Below are 2,484 nucleotides of genomic sequence, written 5' to 3' on the forward strand. Positions count from 1 at the left end.
AACAATCCCTTGCTCTCTGTCTACACATAACCCTAGACCAGCTTCTTGTTTTACGCCAATAACAAATTTAAAAAAGTGAGTTAATTTAAGCCTGTCTAGGTGGTGATGGCCTGACGTTTACAATCTTTATACGTGAGATTAGGAGCTCGAAGTCCCAACGATAGCGCTAAATTCATCGGTAAATGGTTCCAATGATCGTTCGGCTGACTAATCACTTTTACACCATCAACGTAATAAGTAAGTGACTTTCTGGATACCATCACGCCATAAGTATGAAACCCTTTGCTGGGATCAAAATCTACCGTCACTGGGCTATACGGCGCATCTTTTCTTCGTACAAATACGTGTTTGCCATTTTTCATTATCTGATAGGGGCCATGCATATCTATTTTATGGATAGATGATCTCTCTTGCTGCATCTCAACGACATCAACTTCGGAATATGCAGTATCTCCATCTTTCTTACCAATCAATCCCGCCGCCATATCCGATGCAACATTGCTATACAGCCAAAATGCTGGGCTCGATCCAGGAAAAGTAGAAACGCCCTGTATTCTAGCTTCGTAATAGCCAAAGATCATTTTAGATTTCGACTTCAACATTCCTGACGTATAGTGAATTGCTGTTGTTACACGTTTCCCTTTTTTATTAGGGATTTGTACGTTACGTGTTACATGCCGCATAGTAATATCAAGGTTTCCATTGGCCACAGTGACGTTTTTAGGATCCCAGGCCCATGGACCATCGAATTGATTTATATCAGTGGTCCACTTGGACTTCGCAATTGTCGTACCGTTAAATTCATCTGAGAGATTATTTACCAATTCCCATTCAGAAGCCGTGCCGTTTGGTACATTTGCTTGAATCTGATTTGGGCTTACTCCAACACCATTCGCCCCTACTGTTTTATGATTATTAGCATCCATCACCGAACAACCTGTAACTAAGAGTGCAACACAGGTGGTTGATGCAAAAATAGATATTTTTTTTGATATTTTCGGCATTATTATCATCCTTTTTATATTTTTATAAGGCCCTATACCCATCCATTAACTATCTACTGAGTAGAGGTATTGAATATTTCACGCTAAGTTCAAAAAAAAAACGTTAGGTATTGGAAATACCTGACCTTGAGCCAAACATTCGCGCAGATCGAAATCAATTTGATAGAGAACATTCAAGATAGCTACGTATCTATAGTGTTTTCTTTTTGTAGACACGCACCCAATCCACCAGCATAGTCGTCGGGAACCCTTTCGCATCTGCAGCTCCAGGTACTGGACAACGACGGATCGGATAATTTTGGGGGCAATTATGGTAGCTGATTAACGGATGTCGAATACCCAATGAGAGCTTCACATTCATGGGGAGTTTATTCCAGTTGGTATTGGGTTGACTGCTCACTTCTCGACCATCAAGGTACCAAGTCAATGCTTTTTTCGAAACCATAACACCATAAGTATGAAAGTCACTTCGCGGATCAAAACCTGCGTCAATCCTACGCTGGAAGGTATAAGGATCATCTTTAGTCAGCACTCGCACAGATTTACCATGTTGCATGGTGGCATAAGGCGCGTGCATATCAATGTAGTTAACAGATTTGTCCTGCTGCATCTCGACGACATCAATTTCAGAGTAAGTGGTGTCACCCTCTTTAGTCCCCACTAGACCAGCCGCCTTAACTTGCCGTCCATTATCGTTCATCCAGAAAGCAGGAGCCGTGCCAGGAAAAGTTGGATTGCCTTTAACTCTTGCCTCGTAATAACCAAAAATTTGAGTACCTTTGGAAGTCAATATCCCCGAACTATAATCAACATGAATCCCATTCACTACTTGAGGCTGTTTACGTGCCGTAATCTCGAGTTTGCCTTCTTTCTGCGCCAAATTTTTTGGGCTCCAAGCCCATGGAACGCCAGCTGAAGAGGTACTGTCAGTCCATTTATTAGTATCAACTTTTGCCCCATTAAACTCATCCGAGAGACTGCCAACCAAAGCCCATCCAGAGGAAGTACCGTTCGGAACATTTCCTTGAATCTGATCTGGGTTCACTCCGACACCATCTGGCATTGCTGATTTGTGGCTATCAGCAGCCATTACTGGACTGGCTGCAACTAAAGCTGCAATCGATGCAGAAACAAAAATAGATATTCGCTTCGAAACTATTGGCATTATCATCATCCTTTTTTATTTTTTTATAAGATCCTATATCCATTCATTGGCTATCAAAATGAATATAGAGGGATTGAATATTTCGTACTACAAAATCAACTCTTTTAGTTGAGGGTGTGCAATTCGAGTACATTTGGCTCCGATAATAGACATCTGCTGAACTGGGTATTATTTAAAGTAACAGTAGTTACGAAGTAAGCGTTCATTCTAGGGAGTCATTGACTCTCAGAGCAATGGCGATTTCAACGGGTTGTCTGCGAACAGTTGCTTCCATCGTCTTGGGATCAAGTCTACGGTGTCTTTTGCTGGATGTTG

General features: G+C 41.6%; 2 protein-coding genes. Both read right to left on the reverse strand.

Features of this window, described 5'->3' with window-relative positions:
- Positions 1–95: 95 nt before the first annotated feature.
- Positions 96–1,004, reverse strand: coding sequence for a family 16 glycosylhydrolase (locus E0D70_RS17415; protein ID WP_165942929.1), 909 nt, complete (start codon positions 1,002–1,004; stop codon positions 96–98).
- A 190-nt stretch (positions 1,005–1,194) separates the two neighbouring features.
- Positions 1,195–2,169 (reverse strand): family 16 glycosylhydrolase, encoded by a 975-nt coding sequence (locus E0D70_RS17420; protein ID WP_165942930.1) that lies wholly within the window; start codon positions 2,167–2,169, stop codon positions 1,195–1,197.
- Positions 2,170–2,484 lie beyond the last annotated feature (315 nt).

The organism is Marinomonas flavescens, assembly GCF_004352835.1.
GTDB lineage: Bacteria > Pseudomonadota > Gammaproteobacteria > Pseudomonadales > Marinomonadaceae > Marinomonas > Marinomonas flavescens.

Coding starts and splice junctions, on each gene's coding strand:
- E0D70_RS17420 (WP_165942930.1), bottom strand. CDS start 2,169: ATGCCAATAGTTTCGAAGCGAATATCTATTTTTGTTTCTGCATCGATT.
- E0D70_RS17415 (WP_165942929.1), bottom strand. CDS start 1,004: ATGCCGAAAATATCAAAAAAAATATCTATTTTTGCATCAACCACCTGT.